Raw genomic sequence first — 15548 nt, 5'->3', positions numbered from 1 at the left:
GTGAGTGCCTACGCCTGCTACCATGTAATCTATTTTTCCCGTTGACGAGCAACCTACCAGTAACAAAGCACATGCAATTGAGATGAGTGGTTTTATAAACTTGTCCATAGTCGGTATCCATTTATTAGTTGTGATTGCCATTGTATGCTTGTTTCAGCTTGGCTTGGCTGGTTATAAAAAAGCTCGCGCTGTTGGTTTTGAGTGGTAAATTCTGCTTCTTCTTCGGGGCCGTGAGCTATCGCATCAATCGTTGCCGCGTATTTAACACTATGGTGAATGTAGTCTTTGTATAAAGCATGCCAGGCATCACTTTGCGGGCCAAAACTGCGCGCTGTATCTACAAGCGACTTAAGCTCGCTTGGTAAAACATAAGGAAAAGCCTGACCATCGGCTTGTTTACGGTTGGCAAGCTCTGCTAGGTTTTGCAACGGCACCCCTTGATTTACAGCCGTTTCGTGCATAAGCGCTAAACTATAATGCGGTAGAATATTACTTAATTTACGGCGCCAATACGGCCTGTAGCTGGTGTAAATTGTATTTTCTGATTTATTCCAAATTCGCTTTGGTTGCCGGTTTATTCTTGGCCGGCTTGCTTTAAATTGAATATTAATTGTTGGCCAATAATATTTTTGCTCAAGTGACTTTTTAAGCTGTTCGAGCTCTTTGTCGTGCTCTGGCTCACCAGCTTGGCCTGCAATATACTGCCGAGGGTAAAGAATACTCGTTTCGACGGGGCCATAACCGCCACCTATATCTGAGTGCACACCTGGCAGCTCAATTTCTTTGTGGTTTTCTGATAGCAGCTTGTTACTATTGAGTAATGAGCTAAGAGGGAATTTATCGCGCTTTTCATCAAACGCAGCTAAGTGCATCACATACCCGGCACTGCTGCTCGCTAGATTTAAATTAACGGGGTAGTCAAGTTCGTCATCAGCGTAAAACTCACTGTGGTTATTATCGCCATCGCCGCCAATTGATGCAACACTATCAAATAAGCCCACAAAACGAATAACTGGCTTAATGCCACCCCAATAATTTGGCTTGTCTTGATATATTGCATTGACCTGATTAACAAACGCTCGCGCTTGGGCTGCGCCTCGGCTAAAACCAAATACATCAATTAAAGCGATACTAATATGCTCAAAATTACTGTTCCCTATAAAACGGTTTAATGATATTAGAGATTTTTTTATGCGCTCATCAAAACTAAACGCCAAGCCCATATCTAGTGTTGAATCACTTTTATTCGCTTTAGTGCCAATCCCTTCTTCATAATGCCTATTTTGAAAAGTCTTAATCGGATATAACTCAAACAACTTAACAACATTCGTGGGCTCCTTGCTGTCTGTTGAGTCTTGTATGTCGTTAAAACGGTTATTACCTGTGCCATCAAAAAACACCCCAAAGCAAGGCGGTTCGGCAAGTAAGGTGAGTTCTACATGGCCTTTCGGTAAAATTTTATGCTGAAGTAGTTGCGGGCCGCCCTTACTGCCAATATTAAATGACTTTACCGTGTTTGAATTAAAATAGTCTGCAAATTGCTGCTCATTAACAAGAGTAAACTCGGCCTTACCAGCAACAATTGCTTTGAGTGTATAAGGTGTATCTTGCAACAGGTTATTAAAACGGTAGTGCTGCGCTGCTTGTTTTTCAACTACGACCTTGTTGCCTTGTGAAAATAGCTGTATTTCTACATCAACATCGCCCAGTACTTTTACAATAATATGCTTTGTTGTTGCACCCGCACCGGTATTAATAACAAGTGTATTAACAAGATTTACTGCCATTGGCATTGCTTGGCTCATTACTTATGCTCCGTATACGTCAACAAGACGACGTTTAGTAATTGGCCCTGCTATGCCATCAACTTGCAACTGCTGTGCAAGCTGAAAAGCTTTAACACCTGTTTGTGTTTTTGATCCATTAATTCCATCAACCTTCCCACAATCAAATCCAAGTAAATTGCAACGCCCTTGCACTCCTGACAAGGTTTCAATAGGGTCTAAGTGCCCAACTTGAATAGCAAAACTCTTTGTTGGTGTGGTGTCTTCGTCATTGAGATATAAATCTACCTGCCCTGTAAGCGTTTTATTTTCGGTGAGCTCTACTTCAATTAAACCATCTTCTGCTATGACGGTATCAATTGTTTGCCCTGCGATATTCAATACAATGCGCTTTCCCGTAATTTGCTCGCCATTTTCGTAAGCTAGTTTTAAACGAAAGAATTCTTTTTCATCACGCACCATAAAAGAGTTTTTACTACCTGTTTTCAGTGGCATGAATTTTTCAACTTTTGCTGGAATAGCAATTACGTCGCCGGGGTAAATTTGGTTAGGATCAGGCCTTAAAGAACGAAACTCAGCATTAAGCGGATGCAAGTAAAGACCATTAGAGGTTCTAAACCCATATTGACGAGCAATGCGTAGCAAGGTTTCGCCTTGCGACACAGTATGTTGTAAGGTCATAAATTATATCCTTATAAATTTATTCATTACGGGAAGGGCTGGCCACCTGCCAGTCTTTGTCATCTAACTCATGAAAGCTTATTTTAGCGTTTTCAAAGTCAGGGCCTGATACGTGGGCATAACCCTTACTATCTAATACTCCACTGACTACATGCCCATTACGCAAGCGAATTTTATAGCCCATGTTTGCCTGTGGGTTACCTGCTTGATCAAGCAACTCAATTTCATATTCTTGTGTTGGTTGAAGCACTGTAAAAGAGGTGGTTTCCACAAGACCTGACGCAGTCACAGTGACAGCATAAACACCTGGCTTCACAACAAAATAATGCTGCCAAAACGATATTTCATCTGGGCGCTTTTTTTCTAATTGCAATGTAATTTGACCACTTGTAGGCCCTTGCCAAACTATATCTATACTGCGGCAATTACTGCAGGAGCCTTCTATATTTAATTTCCAACCATTGGGAACTATCAATCCAGTACCTGCCGGTGCGGGCTTAGCACGACTAAACCCCAAATTGTAATCATAAATAAGGTTCGCATTTTTATAGCCTGTATATTGTTGAGCTAACATTTCTACCGTTTCAGATGCTTGGAGCACATGGGTTGTAAAATTTTGCCGAACTTGGTGAGATACTTTTAACTCTACCTTACTATTTGCAACAGGCTTATAAAGAGCTAACGTAGGTTGAAATTGTTGAGTTGCTGTTGGGCGGATAACACGACGAGTATAAGTTATGTGTTGATCTATCCTGTTGGGTTGTCCCTCAAAGCCATTGCTATGTAATAGCCTAGCTTGTTGATCTCTCAAATCAGCTGATGTTGCATTGCTAGCAGCCTCTGAGCTATGGATCTTTGAAATAGTGGCGCTTTTTGGGTATAGCGCAATACGGCTATAAACATGGCGAAACTGACTGTAAGGAACTCGCTTCCAACCATTTTGGTTAATCCAAAACTGGCAGCGTTTATCATCTCGAAATTGTGAGACCTGATGAGCGTCTAATATCCCAAGCAGGTTATCTTGAATTTTCTTTTGCACACTTTTCGGTAGCGAGTATAACAAACTGCGACTCAGCTCCCGAAAGCTTGGGCTGTTTTTTACCGTTGTTTCTTCACTCTGTTCTAGAAAATGAGCATGATTATCATTCACCGGATCCTTGGTGAGCATATGCGTCCTCGCTATTTATTTTGTGGCGTAACTGACTATTTAGAATTCAGTCACTAATTTAAACAAAAAACGATACACAAAATGGGAACAAAAATCCACCATGCTTTAGGCTGTTTTTTCTACACTACCTTTACTATCACGCACGTATAAAGTGGCGCCGCGAGCAATATAACGTAATTGCCAGATCAAACGCTCAACTAGCTCTTCGCGTTGTGTCCCTTCAATATCGAGGGCTTCGGCACCGGCATTAAAGACTAAAGTCACCATGGCTTCGGCTTGAATGTATGCATGAGTTGGATCGCATGGTGTTTCGCTTTCAAGGTAATGCGCAAGCTCTAAAATGAAATGTTTAATTTCACGAGCAACCGCAGCACGAAATGCTTTTGAAGTTCCTGAGCGCTCACGCAATAACAATCTAAATTGGTTGCTCGAGTTATCGATGAACTCCATAAAGGTCACGATTGATGTCGTGATCACACTACCGCCGCTCTCAATACGGCGACGCGCTTGGCGCATAAGTTGACGCAGTGTTAAACCAGCTTCATCAACCATGGTCAAACCAAGCTCATTCATGTCTTTAAAGTGGCGGTAAAAAGAGGTGGGGGCAATCCCTGCTTCACGGGCAACTTCACGTAAGCTTAAATTAGAAAAACTATGATCGGCACTCAATTGATTGAATGCAGCCTCGATTAGTGCTTGTCGTGTTTTTTGTTTCTGTTGCGCTCTAACACCCGACATGGAAACTCCCAGCGTGAACTTTTAATGATTTTTCGGTTAATGAGCTAGTCTAATACTTGACGCGGAGAGAATGAAACACTATTTTAGCGTACAACTGTACGCCGAGATTTATTCAGATGAAAAAACCACCGATTATTTGGACCAATGTGCTATTTTTTAGCCTTACATTTTTGGCCGCGATCACCCTTGTTCCTTGGTATGGCTTTAGCTACGGATACACCAGTACACAGTGGATAGCCTTTGTTGGCTGTATGTTCTACGCCGGACTTTCTATTACTGCAGGTTATCACCGCTTGTGGGCACACAAAGCCTATGATGTGCATCCTGTTATTGAAGTAATTTTTGCCTTAGGTGGTGCTTTTGCATTACAAAATAGTGCCTTGCACTGGAGTAGCGATCACCGTATTCACCATGGTCAAGTTGATGATCCAATCAAAGACCCTTACGCCGCTACTAATGGCTTTTGGTATAGCCACATCGGTTGGATGCTGCGCGATTATCAAGGCGAACAATACGGTAACTACAGTAACTGCCGAGACTTACAAAAAAACAAAGTCGTTATGTGGCAACACCGTCACTATATGAAGTTAGTCGTCGCGACTAATTTTGGTATTCCTTTACTACTTGGTTTAATGCTTGGCGATGTATGGGGCATGTTATTATTGGTTGGTTTACTGCGCTTAGTATTGAGCCAGCACTTTACCTTTTTTATCAACTCGCTGGCGCATATCTGGGGCTCACGTCCATACACAGAAAAAAACACCGCCCGTGATAATGGCTTTTTAGCGCTATTCACATACGGTGAAGGCTATCATAACTTCCATCACATTTTTGCTAGCGACTATCGCAATGGCATTAAGTGGTATCACTATGATCCAACTAAGTGGATGATCCGCTCTTTAGCGGCAATCGGTCTTGCTTCAAAATTAAAGCGCACACCGATTGAGCGAATCGAAAAAGCCAAGGCAGAAACCTTGATGAATAAGACTCAAGGTCGCCTTGCAAAATTGCCTTTAGCGCAAGATAAGCTTACATTATTACAATCTGAGTACGATTTACTGCTGAAAAAACTGCAACACTTCTGTGCCTTGCAAAAACGCGTGTTAGAAATCAAACGCAATAAAATGATGAAACAGTGTGAAAAATCAGCATTAATGACACAATATCACGAGCTTGAAGCCGCTTGGGAAAACCAAAAGCAGGCTTGGCTTGCACTAAATGCGAGGTTGTTAAAAGCCTCTTTTAGTTAACATAGGAGCGGCTGTGGCCAAACAACAAGTAAAGCAAAAAGATACTCCATCTTATCAATATGATGCAATCATCATAGGTACAGGTCCTGGCGGTGAAGGTACCGCCATGAACCTATCTAAAAGTAATAAGAAAGTCGCTGTTATTGAGCGTCAAGAAGCAGTAGGCGGCGGTTGTGTGCACTGGGGTACTATCCCGTCAAAAGCATTACGTCACTCTGTAAGTCGTTATATTGAATATAAAGCAAACCCGCTATTTAATATTAGTGAGCGCCCTAACCGCTTAACTTTCCCCGATATTTTGCGCCACGCAAGTAACGTCATTTCAAAGCAATCTAATTTACGCAGCAGCTTTTATGAGCGTAATCGCATTCATATGTATCAAGGTGATGCTGAGTTTATTGATAAACACACTATTAAAGTGACGCACCTAGACGGTTCGTTTGAAACGCTTACTGCACAAACAATCGTTATTGCTACTGGCTCGCGCCCTTACCGTCCACCAGGTGTAGACTTTAAACATCCACGTATTTACGACAGCGATACCATTTTAGGCCTTGAAGATGACCCTCATCGTGTGCTGATTTATGGTGCCGGTGTAATTGGTTGTGAGTATGCCTCTATTTTTAAAGGCTTAGGTGCCAAGGTTGACCTAGTGAATACCCGTGACCGCCTACTTGCCTTTATGGATGCAGAAATTTCAGATGCCCTAAGCTATCACTTTTGGAATAGCGGTATTGTTATTCGTCATAATGAAGAGTTTGATCGCGTAGAAACTCGCGATGATTGTGTGGTGATGCACTTAAAATCAGGCAAGCGCGTAAAAGCTGACTGTATTTTATTTGCCAATGGCCGTACCGGTAACACAGACACATTAAACCTTGAAGCTGTTGGCCTAAAAGCGGATGGTCGTGGCCAGCTTAAGGTGAACGAAACATACCAAACAGAAGTCGACAACATTTATGCTGTGGGTGATGTCATTGGTTACCCAAGCCTTGCCAGTGCAGCATTTGACCAAGGCCGTATTGCAGCCGATGCGATTGCATGTGGTAACTGTGATGAAAAGCTGATCATTGATATTCCAGCAGGTATTTATACAATCCCTGAAATGAGCTCAGTGGGTAAAACCGAGCAAGAGTTAACAGCTGCAAAAGTCCCTTACGAGGTAGGCCGTGCTCAATTTAAGCATTTAGCGCGTGCGCAAATTGCAGGCACTGAGGTGGGTAGCCTAAAGATTTTATTCCATGTTGATACCAAAGAAGTACTGGGTGTGCACTGCTTCGGTGAGCGTGCCTCTGAAATCGTTCACATCGGTCAAGCTATTATGGAACAAAAGAACGGCGGTAATAACATTGATTACTTTGTAAATACCACGTTCAACTACCCGACTATGGCTGAAGCCTATCGCGTAGCTGCATTAAATGGTTTAAATCGTTTGTTTCAGTAAATAAAAAAGCCCGCTTAATGCGGGCTTTTTTACGATTAGCTTTTGCTTATTTGTGGTATTTACCACTGAATTCATGAACAGCGTTGATAAATACACCTGCGTTTTCTGGGTCTACATCTGGTGTAATACCGTGACCAAGGTTGAATACATGGCCAGAGCCTGTACCAAAGTCTTCTAGGATAGTAGCAACTTCTTGGCGAATACGCTCAGGCGTGCCATGCAGCATTGCTGGGTCCATGTTACCTTGCAGCGCGACTTTATCGCCAACACGACGCTTTGCATCACCAATGTTAATAGTCCAGTCTAGACCTACTGCATCACAGCCTGTTGCTGCAATTGCTTCAATCCACTGACCACCATTTTTAGTAAATAACGTCACTGGCACTTTACGGCCATCGTATTCGCGAATTAAGCCATCAACAATCTTGTGCATGTATTGTAATGAAAACTCATTGTAGTCACGTGGGCTTAATACACCGCCCCATGAGTCAAATACCATTAACGATTGCGCGCCCGCTTTAACTTGCGCGTTTAAATAGTCGATTACGGAGTCAGCTAATTTATCAAGTAATAGGTGCAGTGTTTGTGGATCTGCAAAGGCCATTTTCTTGATTTTACCGAATGTTTTGCTGCTACCACCTTCAACCATGTAAGTGGCAAGTGTCCAAGGTGAACCAGAGAAACCAATTAGCGGTACTTCACCTTTTAATTCGCGACGAATCGTACTTACCGCATTCATCACATAACCAAGCTCATCAGTTGGATCGATATTTGGGATTTTTTTAACATCTGCTAATGAAGAAATCGGACGTTCAAATTTTGGACCTTCACCTGTTTCAAAGTAAAGACCTAAGCCCATAGCATCTGGAATAGTTAAAATATCACTGAATAGAATTGCAGCATCAAGCGGATAACGACGTAATGGCTGTAACGTTACTTCACAAGCAAGTTCAGCGTTTTTACATAAACTCATAAAGTCGCCTGCTTGGGCACGTGTAGCACGGTATTCAGGTAAATAACGGCCAGCTTGGCGCATCATCCATACCGGTGTGACATCAACAGGTTGCTTTTGTAGTGCACGTAAATAACGATCGTTTTTTAATTCGCTCATGCGTATAGAATCCTAGAACTGAATGAAATTGAGCAGATTGTATCACCATATTGCGCGTCTCACTATGGATAGATAATCAAGGCTAGATATAGATCATGTTTTTTAAGCCTACCTAAGCCTATAGTGTGTTTTTTGAGCGAAAACAAAATAAATTTAAAACTTTTCATTAATAAATTTGCAACATACAAAAAAGCTTGGTATAACTTATCCCGCGTTAACAAAAACAATAATAAAAATCTTATAACAATAAGAACAACAATCTTCCCATAATAATAAGAACGCTTGTTTTAACAAGTCTTAGAAAAAGAATTAAACCACCAATTTTGGTGGTTTTTTCTTTTCTAAATCAGAAAATTACAACTCATCCACTTAGATAAAAATCGCAAAATTAATACTAGTAGTTTTGAATCAATTCCCATACACTGCAATGAGAGCAAAAAAAGTCCACTCTAAAAAACAAGGAATTTTTTAGCTTATTCAATGCTGAAAACTATGCCTTTAGAATGACTTTTACAATCTGTTGCAATTAGACACTAAGAATTTAGTTGATCTTTGTGTCATATTTCCTTTTTATATATACAAAGGAAAACCTACTCAGCGAGGAGATGAAATATGCTGACGCGTTTGGAAAAAGCTCAACAAAAGTGGGGTGGTAGTCACTCTGTAATCGACAAATGGCTCACAGAACGTCAAGAGCTGCTTGTGTTGTTCTGCCGTATTGCAGGCTTTTCACCGTACGAAAAGAAAGATCACGCCCTTCCTGATCAGCTGCAAATTCAAAACTTTTGCCAAATTCTGATGGATTACCTTTCTGCTGGCCATTTCGAAATTTACGACGACATTGCCAAAGCGTGTAAAGAAAAAGGTCCTGAAAGCCAAAAGCTGGCTAATGCCTTATACCCACGCATTTCTGAAACCACAGATGTGGCACTCGACTTTAACGACAAATACGCAGAAGTTGACAAAGATGACCTGCTTGATGAGTTTGATAAAGATTTATCAACATTAGGTGAAGCGCTTGAACTGCGCTTTGAGCTAGAAGATGAGTTAATCGATAACCTTTATTCTAATCACACCAGCTAACAGCTTAGTTACACAGCAGAGAAACACTCTCTGCTGAAAAACACTTTTTTGCCTGCCTAAAAAGAATCATCTATTCCATTTCGTAACAAATATTTGAAATATTTTCTTCAATGCGATACTCATACTATAAAAACATGAGGCTCGCTATGAATAAACGGTCATTTTTAAAGTCACTTTCAATTCTTGCCGCAGGCGCAAGTCTGACATCAGCTCCTTTAATGGCGGCGCAGAGTGCTAGCACCCAAACATTAAATAAGCCAAAAGCTCTTCCTACAGGCGGCACAATTGGGATATGTAGCCCTTCAGCTGCCACTGCTGCGCACGCTGATATTTTATTAGCACAAGGCGTTATAGAGGCACTGGGTTACAAGGCTAAGCTTGCACCAAACATTCTAGCTAGACGCGGTCATTTAGCTGGCACTGATGCAATGCGAGCTAGCGACTTAAATAGTTTATTCAACGACAAAGAGGTTGATGCCATTTTGTGTTTACGTGGCGGTTCAGGCGCTGCCCGTATTCTACCTTTGCTCGACTACGCAATGATCCGTAACAATCCAAAACCTCTAATGGGCTATTCAGACATTACCGCTCTTCACAATGCATTACTGTCTCAAGCTGGGTTAATCAGCTTTCATGGTCCAAATGCATCAAGTGACTGGAACCCGTTTCATGTCGCGCAATTTAAGAGCATGTTCGAAGCGCGTAAGTTGATGCATTTCCAAAACTTACCAAAAGCCGATGATGAGCTTGTTAACACTCAGTACCTGACCCAAACGATTACATCAGGTAAAACCTCTGGACGATTAATCGGCGGTAATTTAACGGTACTGACAGCCCTTGCAGGCTCGAACTATTTACCTGACTTTAATGGCGCAATTTTATTTTTAGAAGATATCGACGAAGCACCGTATAGAATTGACAGGATGATGAGCACACTAAAACTTATGGGCGCACTTGATAAAATTGCAGGCTTTGTATTTGGCGATTGTAAAGACTGTAAGCCAGGCAGTGGTTATGGCTCATTAACCCTTGATGATATTTTTGCAGATTATATAAAACCGCTGGGGATCCCTGCTTATCGTGGAGCTATGATTGGCCATATTAAGCGCCAATTTATCCTGCCTGTTGGTACTGTGGTTGAGCTTGATGCTGATAGTGGCACATTAAAAATGAAAGAAACGGCATTTAGTTAATAAACTTCGCGCATAAAAAAAGGGCTTTTCAGCCCTTTTTGTATTGAGTTAAATATTACTCAGCTGGAACAGCTTTTTCATCGCTTTGGATTTCAAGTAATTCTACTTCGAAAACAAGCGTTGAATTTGCAGGGATCTTACCAAGATCACGCTCACCGTATGCAAGTTCAGATGGAATAGTGAACTTGTACTTAGAGCCAACAGGCATTAATTGTAAACCTTCAGTCCAACCTGGGATCACACGGTTAAGTGGGAAAGTAGTTGGTTCGTTACGTGAGTAAGAGCTATCGAACTCAGTACCGTCTAATAAAGTGCCTTTGTAGTGTACTTTAACAACGTCAGTAGCTACTGGCTTTTCGCCTTCACCTTCAGTGATCACTTCGTACTGTAAGCCAGACTCAGTTACTGTAACGCCTTCTTTTTTCGCGTTTTCAGCTAGGTATTTTTCGCCTTCAGCTTTGCTCTTTTCAGATTCTACTTTCGCTTTTTCTTGTTGTTTAGTGCGAATGCTTTGGTCAAGTGCAGTTAACACTTCACGAATTTTTTCGTCATCAAGTTTAGCGTTACCCGCTAGTGCGTCTTCAAAACCACGCTTAAGAAGTGCTTCGTCTAATTCAACACCTAGCGCTTTTTTATCAGCAAGGTCTTGGTTTAAGAAGTTACCAACAGATGCACCAATACCGTATGCTTGTTGTTGAGCTTCAGTCTCTAGTTTAACTTCAACTTGCTGTTCTTTTTTTGCTTCCTGATTACAAGCTGTAAGCGCTAAAACTGACGCTGCAATCAATGACAATTTAATCGTCTTTTTCATTTTATATCTCCGACACACTTTGCAGTTGTCAATTATTGTATTATTACTAGTTAAAGATTAACGACCTACATGGTAGGCTGCTTGTCTAATAACTAACGTCATGCCAATGCATGATCAGCGATTAGACTAACAACCTAGGTCTTCAACGAGACCTAGTCTAACCTCTCAATCACTAAGAGTTAAGGGGAAATACTCGTAATATGTCGATATTTCGTACTTTTTTGTATCTGCTCAGCCTTTGCTTAGTTGTAGCTTGCTCTGAGCAACATGAGCAATCAACTGCACGCTATGAGCATGCGGCTAAAGGTGCCTTCGCCTCCGCGCTGTCGCACGATGGTAAATACAGCTTAATCTCATCAATACACCATGGGGTTGCATTGTGGGATAATCAACAGCAGGTATTAAAATACCAATGGTTTCAACAACAAGCCCAAGATAGTCTCGTCCATACTGTTGCTATCTCGTACGACAACAGCCATGCAGTTACCGCTGAGAAGTCCACCTTTGCAGTGTGGAACATTGCCACGGGCAACAACACGGGTTATTACAAAATACACGCCTCAACAATTAGAGATATCGCGATAAGTAACCAAGGGCGCAGTGTATTATATGGTCGCGCCGACGGTGTAGTCGTTTACCTCGACTTAGAGAGTGGCAGGCGCATAGAGTTCCTTGGCCACCAAGAAAAAGTCAATGTTGTTGACCTTTCACCTAACGGTCACTACGCCATTAGCGGCTCAAATGACTATGTTGCTTACTTTTGGGACACTCGCACAGGGCAAGTGATCCATCGCTTTAATCACCCAAGTCGCGTTACTCAAGTCGCCCTTGATCCACAAGGTCGTTATGCATTTACCGCAGACAGTATGAAGCAAGCAAATGTATGGCAACTGACTACAGGTGATCTTGTTAGCAAACTGGCGTATATTGCGCGTCAGAAAATTTTTACCGCCGTACGTTTTAACGATGAAGGCACTTTAATTGCCACAGGTTCACCCAATCGATTGGTTGATTTATGGCAACTAGAGTCAGGTAAAAAATTACAAACGTGGCAAGTGATTCCTCGAGAAGGAAGCCGCCCGAAATCAGCCGTGGTGTTAGATGTTGCGTTTACTGATAACAACCAAGCGTTATTAACCGAAAGCTCCAGCGGATTCGCTGAAAGTTTTAATCTAAGAGAATCAAATGAATACAATTGAAGATCGTCTAATGGAACTTGAAGCGAAAGTCGCTTTTCAAGATGAAACAATTGAAATATTAAACGATGAGCTTAAAGCGCACCAACAGCAGCTGGCTAAAATGAAGCGCCAGACAGAGTTACTTGCAGAAAAGATTAAAGAAGCGCAGCAGCCATCTTTAATGTCACAAATGCAAGAGCCGCCACCGCCGCACTATTAATTTAGTAATGATAGAGCCGGGAATTAATCGCCCGGCTTAAATACACCAATCACTTGCTCAAATTGGCGTGTTGAGGCCTGAACAGCCTGCTCTGGTTGCGTCATTTTGTGGCCACACTGTACGCACTCCACTTTTTCCACATCATGTTCTTTATAAAGCATCATGGTATCCATGGCCTTACACTCAGGGCATGATGCGCCAGCAATAAAGCGTTTTCTTTGTCTCATAGATGATCTCCCGTGGCATGTAGGCGGCTATTTTAGCCTAATAATTCTCTGTTTGATACGATTGCGAAGGCTAATGTGATCCGTGTTATGATAGCGGCAATTTAATCAGTGCTGTGCAAGTAAACATTCATGATCCAAATTTCAGACATCGAACTTCTACGTGGTGGTAACGCCTTACTAAAAGGGGCTTCTGCAACCTTATTCCCAGAGCATAAAGTCGGCCTTGTTGGCGCTAATGGCTGTGGTAAATCAACGCTGTTCGCGCTATTAAAGTCTGAATTGCAACTCGATGCCGGTGAATGCCAAATTCCTAAAGACTGGTCAATTGCCTCTGTAAAACAAGAAACTCCCGCGCTCGAAATCAGCGCTCTGGATTATGTATTACAAGGTCACCCTGAATATTACGCGCTAAGAATTGCACTACGCGAAGCTGAGCAAAATAACGACGGCGATGCGCAGGCAAAAGCACATATTGGCCTAGAACATATTCAAGGCTATAGCATTGAGGCAAAAGCAGGAGAGCTATTACACGGTTTAGGTTTTAGTAATGAGCAAATAGACAACCCAGTAAGCGCCTTTTCTGGTGGCTGGCGTATGCGCTTAAACTTAGCACAAGCACTGATCCGTGATGCCGATTTATTACTGCTAGATGAGCCAACCAACCACTTAGATCTCGATGCGGTTTACTGGTTAGAACGCTTTTTACGTGCCTACACAGGCACTCTAGTGCTTATTTCCCATGACCGAGAATTCTTAGATGCCGTTGTTGACCAAATTTGGCACATAGACGCACAAAAAATAAATGTTTATAAAGGCAATTACTCGCAATTCGAACGCCAAAAAGCAGAGCGCTTATTACAACAACAAGCGATGTTCGAAAAGCAACAAGAACAAATTGCTCATCTAGAAAAATTCATTACGCGCTTCAAAGCAAAAGCCAGTAAGGCTAAGCAAGCACAAAGCCGCGTAAAAGCCCTAGAGCGTATGGAAAAGCTGGCTCCAGCCCATGTTGACTCACCCTTTGATTTTGAATTTGCTGAGCCAACAGCACTACCAAACCCATTAATGACTCTCGACCAAGCCAAAGCAGGCTATGGCGACACCACCATTTTACACAGCATCAAGCTAAACCTTGTGCCGGGTAGCCGTATTGCGCTGCTTGGCCGAAATGGTGCAGGTAAATCAACACTGATTAAATTATTAGCTGGCGATTTACAACCTCAAGCAGGTGAAGTATTTCAGCATCAGGGCTTAAATATTGGTTACTTTGCGCAGCATCAGCTTGAGTCACTTGATTTAAAAGCCAGCGCAGTGACCCATTTACAACGTTTAAACCCGCAAGCTCCTGAGCAATCATTGCGTGACTTTTTAGGTGGCTTTGCGTTCTTTGGCGATAAAGCTCTTGAGCCAGTTGCGCCATTTTCTGGCGGTGAAAAAGCCCGTTTAGTGCTAGCTATGCTGGTTTACCAAAAGCCAAACCTACTGTTACTGGATGAGCCGACTAACCACCTAGATTTAGAAATGCGCCATGCCTTAGTTATGGCGCTGCAAGGCTTTGAAGGTGCTATGGTTACCGTATCGCACGACCGTCATATGCTTAAAAATACCGCTGATGAGTATTACCTCGTTGATAACGGCGAAGTAACACAATTTGGTTATGACCTTGATGCCTATTACCAATGGCTACTCAATGCCAATAAAGAAGCTACTAAAAGCCCTGAAGACAATACCCCTAAAGCCCATTCAAGCGTTAACCGCAAAGAGCAAAAGCGCTTAGAAGCTGAGTTCAGAAAGTCAGTGCAGCCGTTGAAAAAGCAAATCGAAAAGCTTGAAAAGCAACTTGATAAGTACTCTACAGAGCTTGGAGAAATCGAAAACGCACTTGCCGACAATGACTTATACAATGATGAAAATAAAGCCAAACTGACAGAGCTACTCGCTAAGCAAGCAAGTTTAACACCCAAGCTTAATGACGTAGAAGAAGAGCTGCTCATGGCACTTGAAGAGCTTGAAGAAAAAGAGCAGGCCTTTGCCGATGAAACCGCTTAACAGCGAACAGTTTTGGCAGTTTGCATGCAAGCTTTACAGCAAAGACGGCATGCAAACCAAGCTACTAGGCTATCAAGACCAGCAAGGCAAAAATGTGAACCTGTGCCTACTGCTTTATTATCTTGATTCGTTAGAGCTGGCTGTAACCCCCTCTCAACTGAGTGAGCTTGAGTCGTGCATTGCCGAATTTGATCAACAGGCTTTACAGCCCCTACGAGCCACACGCGCCTACCTTAAAACCATTCAAAACGAGGTTTCAGACTACCCTATCATTCGCAAAGAGCTACTTAGCGCAGAATTAAAGCTTGAAAAAAAGCAGCAACAATTACTGATAAACACAGCAAATACCATGATATTCACCCTCCATAAACAGGCTGAAAATGTAAGGCTTTATTTAAGCGACAAGCAGTAAAATCTAGTCGGTAGCAATCTTAATTGAACTGCCCTCAATAAAGGCCCCTTTCTATCTGCTTAAAACTTATAGCTAAAAGCTCCGAACTCCCCTAATAAACTTGATCCAAATCAACAATTAAATCGCCTTATTTAGCATCAGGAAAATAGCTTGATCTGGATCATATCTGCCGTCCTCAAGCCAGCCTATGATTAACCCA

The 15548-nt window shown here is 42.2% G+C and carries 15 protein-coding genes; 8 read left to right on the top strand and 7 right to left on the bottom strand.

Annotated elements, in window-relative coordinates; all coding sequences use genetic code 11:
• Positions 1 to 92: 92 nt before the first annotated feature.
• The 4 genes from CWB80_RS15560 to fabR all read right to left on the bottom strand — a co-directional run bounded on the left by CWB80_RS15560 (position 93) and on the right by fabR (position 4371).
• The gene (locus CWB80_RS15560; protein ID WP_138600983.1) at positions 93 to 1805 is read right to left on the bottom strand and encodes a T6SS phospholipase effector Tle1-like catalytic domain-containing protein; all 1713 of its coding nucleotides are present in this window, start codon (positions 1803 to 1805) and stop codon (positions 93 to 95) included.
• A gap of 3 nt (positions 1806 to 1808) precedes the next feature.
• Positions 1809 to 2465, bottom strand: a complete 657-nt coding sequence (locus tag CWB80_RS15555) for a PGRP and LysM peptidoglycan-binding domain-containing protein (RefSeq protein WP_138600981.1) — start codon at positions 2463 to 2465, stop codon at positions 1809 to 1811.
• A gap of 19 nt (positions 2466 to 2484) precedes the next feature.
• Positions 2485 to 3633: a hypothetical protein gene (locus CWB80_RS15550; protein ID WP_138600979.1), complete on the bottom strand. Its 1149-nt coding sequence runs from the start codon at positions 3631 to 3633 to the stop codon at positions 2485 to 2487.
• A gap of 105 nt (positions 3634 to 3738) precedes the next feature.
• Positions 3739 to 4371, bottom strand: a complete 633-nt coding sequence (fabR, locus tag CWB80_RS15545) for an HTH-type transcriptional repressor FabR (protein ID WP_055198593.1) — start codon at positions 4369 to 4371, stop codon at positions 3739 to 3741.
• A gap of 116 nt (positions 4372 to 4487) precedes the next feature.
• Between fabR and CWB80_RS15540 the strand changes: the two genes are divergently transcribed.
• Positions 4488 to 5621 carry an acyl-CoA desaturase gene (locus tag CWB80_RS15540; RefSeq protein WP_058586121.1) on the top strand — a complete coding sequence of 378 codons (1134 nt, stop codon included), beginning with the start codon at positions 4488 to 4490 and terminating at the stop codon, positions 5619 to 5621.
• A 13-nt stretch (positions 5622 to 5634) separates the two neighbouring features.
• The gene (sthA, locus tag CWB80_RS15535; protein WP_138600977.1) at positions 5635 to 7065 is read left to right on the top strand and encodes a Si-specific NAD(P)(+) transhydrogenase; all 1431 of its coding nucleotides are present in this window, start codon (positions 5635 to 5637) and stop codon (positions 7063 to 7065) included.
• Positions 7066 to 7111: 46 nt separating this feature from the next.
• Here the strand turns inward: sthA and hemE are convergent, their stop codons facing one another.
• Complete coding sequence (gene hemE, locus CWB80_RS15530) at positions 7112 to 8176, bottom strand: uroporphyrinogen decarboxylase (protein WP_054554485.1); 1065 nt, start codon at positions 8174 to 8176, stop codon at positions 7112 to 7114.
• A 612-nt stretch (positions 8177 to 8788) separates the two neighbouring features.
• Here hemE and CWB80_RS15525 point away from each other — a divergent pair.
• Together CWB80_RS15525 and CWB80_RS15520 are read left to right on the top strand one after the other, a co-directional pair.
• Positions 8789 to 9259, top strand: coding sequence for an Rsd/AlgQ family anti-sigma factor (locus tag CWB80_RS15525; protein WP_054554486.1), 471 nt, complete (start codon positions 8789 to 8791; stop codon positions 9257 to 9259).
• Positions 9260 to 9405: 146 nt separating this feature from the next.
• A complete protein-coding gene (locus CWB80_RS15520) occupies positions 9406 to 10452 on the top strand; it encodes a S66 peptidase family protein (RefSeq protein ID WP_171041544.1) in 1047 nt (348 codons plus the stop codon).
• A 55-nt stretch (positions 10453 to 10507) separates the two neighbouring features.
• Here the strand turns inward: CWB80_RS15520 and fkpA are convergent, their stop codons facing one another.
• Positions 10508 to 11263, bottom strand: a complete 756-nt coding sequence (fkpA, locus tag CWB80_RS15515; protein WP_054554488.1) for an FKBP-type peptidyl-prolyl cis-trans isomerase — start codon at positions 11261 to 11263, stop codon at positions 10508 to 10510.
• A gap of 200 nt (positions 11264 to 11463) precedes the next feature.
• Between fkpA and CWB80_RS15510 the strand changes: the two genes are divergently transcribed.
• Complete coding sequence (locus CWB80_RS15510; RefSeq protein WP_054554489.1) at positions 11464 to 12462, top strand: WD40 repeat domain-containing protein; 999 nt, start codon at positions 11464 to 11466, stop codon at positions 12460 to 12462.
• The gene (locus CWB80_RS15505; RefSeq protein ID WP_054554490.1) at positions 12449 to 12661 is read left to right on the top strand and encodes a SlyX family protein; all 213 of its coding nucleotides are present in this window, start codon (positions 12449 to 12451) and stop codon (positions 12659 to 12661) included. The genes CWB80_RS15510 and CWB80_RS15505 overlap by 14 nt, the downstream gene beginning before the upstream one ends.
• Before the next feature lie 23 nt (positions 12662 to 12684).
• Here the strand turns inward: CWB80_RS15505 and CWB80_RS15500 are convergent, their stop codons facing one another.
• The gene (locus CWB80_RS15500; protein ID WP_054554491.1) at positions 12685 to 12888 is read right to left on the bottom strand and encodes a YheV family putative zinc ribbon protein; all 204 of its coding nucleotides are present in this window, start codon (positions 12886 to 12888) and stop codon (positions 12685 to 12687) included.
• Positions 12889 to 13017: 129 nt separating this feature from the next.
• Here CWB80_RS15500 and CWB80_RS15495 point away from each other — a divergent pair, with 129 nt between their 5' ends.
• Positions 13018 to 14937: an ATP-binding cassette domain-containing protein gene (locus CWB80_RS15495; RefSeq protein ID WP_138600975.1), complete on the top strand. Its 1920-nt coding sequence runs from the start codon at positions 13018 to 13020 to the stop codon at positions 14935 to 14937.
• On the top strand, positions 14924 to 15349 hold the full coding sequence (locus CWB80_RS15490; RefSeq protein WP_138600973.1) for a TIGR02444 family protein: 426 nt from the start codon (positions 14924 to 14926) through the stop codon (positions 15347 to 15349). Before CWB80_RS15495 ends, CWB80_RS15490 begins: the two co-directional genes overlap by 14 nt.
• Positions 15350 to 15548 lie beyond the last annotated feature (199 nt).

This window comes from Pseudoalteromonas sp. S1650 (assembly GCF_005887195.1).
Lineage (GTDB): Bacteria > Pseudomonadota > Gammaproteobacteria > Enterobacterales > Alteromonadaceae > Pseudoalteromonas > Pseudoalteromonas simplex.
Note: the sequence above shows the minus strand (reverse complement) of the source record. Positions and strands in the feature narration are given on the sequence as shown.

Coding starts and splice junctions, on each gene's coding strand:
- CWB80_RS15560 (WP_138600983.1), bottom strand. CDS start 1,805: ATGAGCCAAGCAATGCCAATGGCAGTAAATCTTGTTAATACACTTGTT.
- CWB80_RS15555 (WP_138600981.1), bottom strand. CDS start 2,465: ATGACCTTACAACATACTGTGTCGCAAGGCGAAACCTTGCTACGCATT.
- CWB80_RS15550 (WP_138600979.1), bottom strand. CDS start 3,633: ATGCTCACCAAGGATCCGGTGAATGATAATCATGCTCATTTTCTAGAA.
- fabR (WP_055198593.1), bottom strand. CDS start 4,371: ATGTCGGGTGTTAGAGCGCAACAGAAACAAAAAACACGACAAGCACTA.
- CWB80_RS15540 (WP_058586121.1), top strand. CDS start 4,488: ATGAAAAAACCACCGATTATTTGGACCAATGTGCTATTTTTTAGCCTT.
- hemE (WP_054554485.1), bottom strand. CDS start 8,176: ATGAGCGAATTAAAAAACGATCGTTATTTACGTGCACTACAAAAGCAA.
- CWB80_RS15525 (WP_054554486.1), top strand. CDS start 8,789: ATGCTGACGCGTTTGGAAAAAGCTCAACAAAAGTGGGGTGGTAGTCAC.
- CWB80_RS15520 (WP_171041544.1), top strand. CDS start 9,406: ATGAATAAACGGTCATTTTTAAAGTCACTTTCAATTCTTGCCGCAGGC.
- fkpA (WP_054554488.1), bottom strand. CDS start 11,263: ATGAAAAAGACGATTAAATTGTCATTGATTGCAGCGTCAGTTTTAGCG.
- CWB80_RS15510 (WP_054554489.1), top strand. CDS start 11,464: ATGTCGATATTTCGTACTTTTTTGTATCTGCTCAGCCTTTGCTTAGTT.
- CWB80_RS15505 (WP_054554490.1), top strand. CDS start 12,449: ATGAATACAATTGAAGATCGTCTAATGGAACTTGAAGCGAAAGTCGCT.
- CWB80_RS15500 (WP_054554491.1), bottom strand. CDS start 12,888: ATGAGACAAAGAAAACGCTTTATTGCTGGCGCATCATGCCCTGAGTGT.
- CWB80_RS15495 (WP_138600975.1), top strand. CDS start 13,018: ATGATCCAAATTTCAGACATCGAACTTCTACGTGGTGGTAACGCCTTA.
- CWB80_RS15490 (WP_138600973.1), top strand. CDS start 14,924: ATGAAACCGCTTAACAGCGAACAGTTTTGGCAGTTTGCATGCAAGCTT.